This is a genomic window from Bradyrhizobium sp. 31Argb (genome assembly GCF_043638955.1).
Classification (GTDB): Bacteria; Pseudomonadota; Alphaproteobacteria; order Rhizobiales; family Xanthobacteraceae; genus Bradyrhizobium.
The window spans coordinates 1-5,924 of the sequence record NZ_JBEGDB010000380.1 but is presented as its reverse complement, the minus strand read 5'-3'; the positions used below and the strand labels follow the sequence as shown (position 1 = coordinate 5,924).

Genomic DNA, 5,924 nt, shown 5'->3' with positions numbered 1-5,924 from the left:
CGCGCGAAACTACTTCGCCGTCGTCGCCATTGCCGCCACTCTGCTCTGGATAAGGTAACTGTCCACACGGCCTAGGAGGGGCGGCAAGGGCGCCGTCCCAGGTAAGGAGGCTGCCCGCGGGCCGTCGGCGGCGCCTGCATCGCTCCGCTCTGTCGGTTAGATCGATTTCCTCACAGTTCACATCAACCGGAACCACGAGGAACCCGGCCACGGCACATCAAGCAACATCAATTGCTTGACGCTTATATCCTGCAATCATTGAAGAGGATAAGTTCGACGCAAGCCGTATCGCGCGAGGGAGATTTTTCATCCTCACGCGATCTTTCCGGCGCGATCTTTCCGGCAACGTACCGCGCGATCAGAACGGGATATCGTCGTCCATGTCGTTGTTGCGGGCGCCGGCCGGCACGGCGCGGCGTGGCGCGGAACTCGAGGGGCCGCTGACGCCGAAATCGCCGCCACCGCCGCCCATGTCGTCGGAGAAGCTGCCGCCACCGCCCTTGCCGTCCAGCATCGTGAGGTTGGAGTTGAAGCCCTGCAGCACCACTTCGGTCGAATATTTCTCGACCCCGCTCTGATCGGTCCATTTCCGGGTCTGGAGCTGACCCTCGACATACACCTTGGCGCCCTTCTTCAGATATTGCTCGGCGACCTTGGCGAGCCCTTCATTGAAGATGACGACACGGTGCCACTCGGTCTTTTCCTTGCGCTCGCCGGTGGCCCGGTCGCGCCAGGTCTCGGAGGTCGCGACGCTCAGATTGGCGATCGGACGACCGTCCTGGGTCCGCCGGATTTCCGGGTCCTTGCCGAGATTGCCCACCAGAATGACCTTATTTACGCTTCCCGCCATCGCCGCTCTCCACTCGATCACTGGGCCGGCCGGTTGCACGGCGGCCACATTCAGTCTTCGCCAACCACATCTTACATTACTGACGGACCCTATACGCTCGCCGACACCGTCGGGCGCAGCCATTCCCCGTCCATCCCGCATTTATCCACATATAGCACCAGCCGCGCTATTGTTCCAGTTTTGTTCCATGCAACTTGCCGTAAACATGGTGACATTGTGGCCCAATTTTGGTGCGACGGGAATGGAACCAGAGACCGACCCTCGGGTTCCAGAAAACCTCAAACAAATCATTAACTTATGTTATCCGCACTTCGCCCCTAACTGTTGCGTTTGGGCGACGGTATTTCCGGTTGAATCGGGGTATGCCTAAAACGACGGCGCGGCGCTCGCGTCTTTAATACCGTAACGCTTCGGGACCCAATTGAAGCGAACAAAGGCTGGAGAGCTACGATGAAGAAGTTTTTGCTTGGAACGGTTGCCTTGGTTGCGCTGGCTGCGCCGGCCTCGGCTGCCGATCTTGCCGCACGTCCCTATGTGAAGGCCCCGCCGGCGCCGGTCGCAGTCGTCTACGACTGGACCGGGTTCTATATCGGCGGCAACGGCGGCTGGGGAACGAGCCGCAACCGCTGGGACGTCCTTGGTTTCAGTGACGGCTCCCATAACGCCGACGGCGGCACTGCTGGTGGTCAGATCGGCTATCGCTGGCAGATGGGCACCTGGGTGTTCGGCGTCGAAGGCCAGGGCAACTGGGCCGACTTCAAGGGCAGCAACATCAGCCTGCTGACGGGCATCGACACCAACGAGACGAGGGTCGACGCCTTCGGCCTGATCACCGGCCAGATCGGCTATGCCGCCAACAATGTGCTGTTCTATGTCAAGGGCGGCGCGGCCGTGGTCGCCGATCGCTACCGCGTGCGTGACGCCTTCACCGGTTTCCCGATCACCAACGACATCAACGACACCCGCTGGGGAGCCTCGGTTGGCGCTGGCATCGAATACGGCTTCGCTCCGAACTGGTCGGTCGGCGCCGAGTACAATCACATCTTCCTGGGCAATCGCTCCTACGATTTCATCAACAGTGGCTTCGCCGGCCCGGCCGGCAGCCTCTTCGCCACCGAGAATATCAAGCAGGACATCGACCTCGTCACCGTCCGCGTGAACTACAAGTTCGGCTTCGGCGGCGCTCCGCTCATCGGGCGGTACTGATCGCGCGATCGGATATCAATCTTAAGAAAAGGCCGGCCTCGCGCCGGCCTTTTTGTTTGCGTGTCGTTAGTTCCGAGCCGCTCATCTGCGAAGCTCCGCTTGCGCGAGCTTCCTCTTGCTGCCAGCTACTGCCAAAACTGCACGCTAGAAATGCGACCTGAAAACAAATCGTTGATGATTCGTCCTGAGCACTGGAAATCATCACCCGTTCTTCCTATGTTCCGGCATCACCCCATCGGCGCCGTGGTACGGATTTCCGACGACGCGCGCCCATAACGTGGCGCGCTTACAAGCGCCTGGAAATGCCGATATGGATGAAGTGCTCAGGGCGAAGCGCCAACCGACCGCCGGCTCCTCAACGCGTGCCATCACGATCCGCGGCGCGCGGGAGCACAACCTCAAGAACATCGACGTCGAGATTCCCCGCGACAGGCTGGTCGTGTTCACCGGCCTGTCCGGCTCCGGCAAGTCCTCGCTCGCCTTCGACACCATCTATGCCGAAGGCCAGCGCCGCTATGTCGAATCGCTCTCGGCCTATGCCCGCCAGTTCCTGGAGATGATGCAGAAGCCGGACGTCGATCAGATCGACGGCCTCTCGCCCGCCATCTCCATCGAGCAGAAAACCACCTCGAAGAACCCGCGCTCCACCGTCGGCACTGTCACCGAGATCTACGACTACATGCGCCTGCTCTGGGCCCGCGTCGGCGTGCCCTATTCGCCGGCCACGGGGCTGCCGATCGAGAGCCAGACCGTCTCGCAGATGGTCGACCGCGTGCTGGCGCTGCCCGAAGGCACCCGCCTCTATCTGCTGGCGCCGGTCGTGCGCGGCCGCAAGGGCGAGTACAGGAAGGAGCTCGCCGAGTATCTCAAGAAGGGTTTTCAGCGCGTCAAGATCGACGGCACTTTCCATGAGCTCGCCGAAGCGCCGACCCTCGACAAGAAGTTTCCGCACGACATCGATGTCGTCGTCGACCGCATCGTGGTGCGCCCCGACATCGGCCAGCGGCTCGCGGAAAGTTTTGAGACCGCGCTCAAGCTCGCCGAAGGCCTCGCCGTGATCGAGTTCGCCGATGCCCCGACCGCGGCGCCCGCCGAAGAAAAGAAGAAGACCGCAAAGATCCACGACAAGAGCGGGCCCGAGCGCATCCTGTTCTCGGAAAAGTTCGCCTGCCCGGTCTCCGGCTTCACCATTCCCGAGATCGAGCCGCGGCTGTTCTCGTTCAACAATCCCTATGGCGCCTGCCCCGCCTGCGGCGGCCTCGGCGTCGAGCAGCATGTCGACGAGGATCTCGTCATTCCCGACAAGGATTTGTCGCTGCGCAAGGGCGCGATCGCGCCGTGGGCCAAGTCCTCCTCGCCCTATTACCTGCAGACGCTGACCGCGCTCGGCAAGCATTACAAGTTCACGCTCGACACCAAGTGGAAGGAGCTGTCGAAGAAAACGCAAAACGCGATCCTGCACGGCTCCGGCGACGACGAGATCAAGTTCTCCTATGAGGACGGCGTCCGCTCCTACGACACCAAGAAGCCGTTCGAGGGCGTGATCACCAACATCAACCGCCGCTACCGCGAGACCGAGAGCGAGTGGGCGCGCGAGGAACTGGCGAAATATTTCACCGATATCCCCTGCGCCGCCTGCAACGGCCATCGCCTCAAGCCGGAAGCGCTGTGCGTCAAGATCGGGGGCAAGCATATCGGCGAGATCTCCGAGCTCTCGGTGAAGCGCGCCGGCGAGTGGTTTGAGAGCGTGCCGGAAGCACTGAACACGCAGCAGAACGAGATCGCCGCGCGCGTGCTGAAAGAGATCCGCGAGCGGTTGACCTTCCTGCTCGACGTCGGCCTCAACTATCTCACGCTGTCCCGCTCCTCCGGGACATTGTCCGGCGGTGAAAGCCAGCGCATCCGCCTGGCTTCCCAAATCGGCTCGGGTCTCACAGGCGTGCTCTATGTGCTGGACGAGCCCTCGATCGGCCTGCATCAGCGCGACAACGCACGCCTCCTGGATACGCTGAAGCGGCTGCGCGACCTCGGCAACACCGTGGTCGTGGTCGAGCATGACGAGGACGCGATCCGGCTGGCCGATTACGTGCTCGACATCGGCCCCGGCGCCGGCATGCATGGCGGCCATATCGTCGCCCAGGGCACGCCATCAGACATCATGCGCAATCCGAAATCGCTGACCGGCAAATATCTGACCGGCGAGCTTTCGGTGCCGATCCCCGACCGGCGGCCGCCGAACCATCGCCGCACCATCAAGGTCGTCAACGCGCGCGGCAATAACCTGAAGAACGTCACGGCGGAGATCCCGCTGGGGCTGTTCACCTGCATCACCGGCGTCTCCGGCGGCGGCAAGTCGACGCTCCTGATCGACACGCTCTACAAGGCGATCGCCCGCAAGCTCAACAATGCGAGCGAAGCCGCCGCACCGCACGACCGCATCGAGGGATTGGAGCATATCGACAAGATCATCGACATCGACCAGTCGCCGATCGGCCGCACCCCGCGCTCGAACCCCGCGACCTATACCGGCGCCTTCACGCCGATCCGCGAATGGTTCGCCGGCCTGCCCGAAGCCAAGGCGCGCGGCTACGAGCCCGGCCGTTTCTCCTTCAACGTCAAGGGCGGCCGCTGCGAGGCGTGCCAGGGCGACGGCGTCATCAAGATCGAGATGCACTTCTTGCCCGACGTCTACGTCACCTGCGACGTCTGCAAAGGCAAGCGCTACAACCGCGAGACGCTGGAGGTGCTGTTCAAAGGCAAGTCGATCGCCGACGTGCTCGACATGACCGTGGAGGAAGCCGCCGACTTCTTCAAGGCGGTGCCGCGCGTCCGCGAAACCTTCCAGACCCTTCACCGCGTCGGCCTCGACTACATCCATGTCGGCCAGCAGGCGACCACGCTGTCCGGCGGCGAAGCCCAGCGCGTCAAATTGGCAAAAGAGCTGTCCAAGCGCGCCACCGGCCGCACGCTCTATATCCTGGACGAGCCCACCACCGGCCTGCACTTCCACGACGTCGCCAAGCTCCTGGAGGTGCTCCACGAGCTGGTCGCCCAGGGCAACACGGTCGTCGTGATCGAGCACAACCTCGAAGTCATCAAGACGGCAGACTGGGTGATCGACCTCGGCCCCGAAGGCGGCGACGGCGGCGGCGAAATCGTCGCCTGGGGCCCGCCGGAGGATATTGCGAAAGCGCCCCGGAGCTACACGGGCCAGTTCTTGGCGCCGGTGCTGAAGAAGGCGAACAGCAAGCCGAGGAAGAGCAGCGCGAGCGAGGCGGCGGAGTGAGGGGTTTCCGATGCGTCGGTCGCGGTTCCCGTGGAAATCGGTTCCGAACTTGATCTAACGCAATGCCACGATGATTTGAGCGTCTACTTTTTTGCGATGGTTCACCCCTGTGGATCACTGCAATGATCATCGAGCTGTTAAGCCAAGAGCACAGCAATATCGAACGGCTGCTTGCCGTCCTCGAGCATGAACTCGATATTTTCGATCACTCGGGCCGACCGGACTACGAGGTCATCCGCGCCATCATCGCCTATTTCGAAGTCTATACTGAGATGTACCACCATGCTCAGGAAGACCGTGTCTTCGCCAAGCTGAAGATTCGCGATCCCGTCGCTGCAGCGAAGATCGGCGATCTCGCGCATGAGCACCGGGAAGGCGCCAAGCGTTTGCTCCGCGTCGCCAAAGCCGTTGACGGCGTGCTTGCCGATCGCGAGTTCCTTCGTCAGAACGTGGACAGTATCGTTCGCGATTTCCTGCAACACGAGCGGCGTCACATCATGATGGAGGTGAGCGTCACGAGAGGATCGCCGTGCCCGGCCTTGACTTGCGCGGAATGCTTTGGATTGCCCGATCGGGGTGATT

Annotated in this window: 4 protein-coding genes; 3 read left to right on the top strand and 1 reads right to left on the bottom strand. The window is 62.2% G+C overall.

Annotated elements, in window-relative coordinates; translation table 11 throughout:
* Positions 1-358 precede the first annotated feature (358 nt).
* Positions 359-850 (bottom strand): single-stranded DNA-binding protein, encoded by a 492-nt coding sequence (locus AAFX91_RS37985; protein ID WP_130580986.1) that lies wholly within the window; start codon positions 848-850, stop codon positions 359-361.
* Between the two features lie 450 nt (positions 851-1,300).
* Here AAFX91_RS37985 and AAFX91_RS37980 point away from each other — a divergent pair, with 450 nt between their 5' ends.
* The 3 genes from AAFX91_RS37980 to AAFX91_RS37970 all read left to right on the top strand — a co-directional run.
* Positions 1,301-2,056 carry an outer membrane protein gene (locus tag AAFX91_RS37980; RefSeq protein WP_394569908.1) on the top strand — a complete coding sequence of 252 codons (756 nt, stop codon included), beginning with the start codon at positions 1,301-1,303 and terminating at the stop codon, positions 2,054-2,056.
* 310 nt (positions 2,057-2,366) lie between these two features.
* Positions 2,367-5,342, top strand: coding sequence for an excinuclease ABC subunit UvrA (gene uvrA, locus AAFX91_RS37975; protein ID WP_394569906.1), 2,976 nt, complete (start codon positions 2,367-2,369; stop codon positions 5,340-5,342).
* A gap of 122 nt (positions 5,343-5,464) precedes the next feature.
* Positions 5,465-5,924: hemerythrin domain-containing protein (locus AAFX91_RS37970; RefSeq protein ID WP_394569904.1), on the top strand; the 460-nt coding region annotated here is incomplete at its 3' end.

What these genes read in the sequence shown, in the direction of transcription:
- AAFX91_RS37985 (WP_130580986.1), bottom strand. Translation starts at nt 850, where the DNA reads ATGGCGGGAAGCGTAAATAAGGTCATTCTGGTGGGCAATCTCGGCAAG.
- AAFX91_RS37980 (WP_394569908.1), top strand. Translation starts at nt 1,301, where the DNA reads ATGAAGAAGTTTTTGCTTGGAACGGTTGCCTTGGTTGCGCTGGCTGCG.
- uvrA (WP_394569906.1), top strand. Translation starts at nt 2,367, where the DNA reads ATGGATGAAGTGCTCAGGGCGAAGCGCCAACCGACCGCCGGCTCCTCA.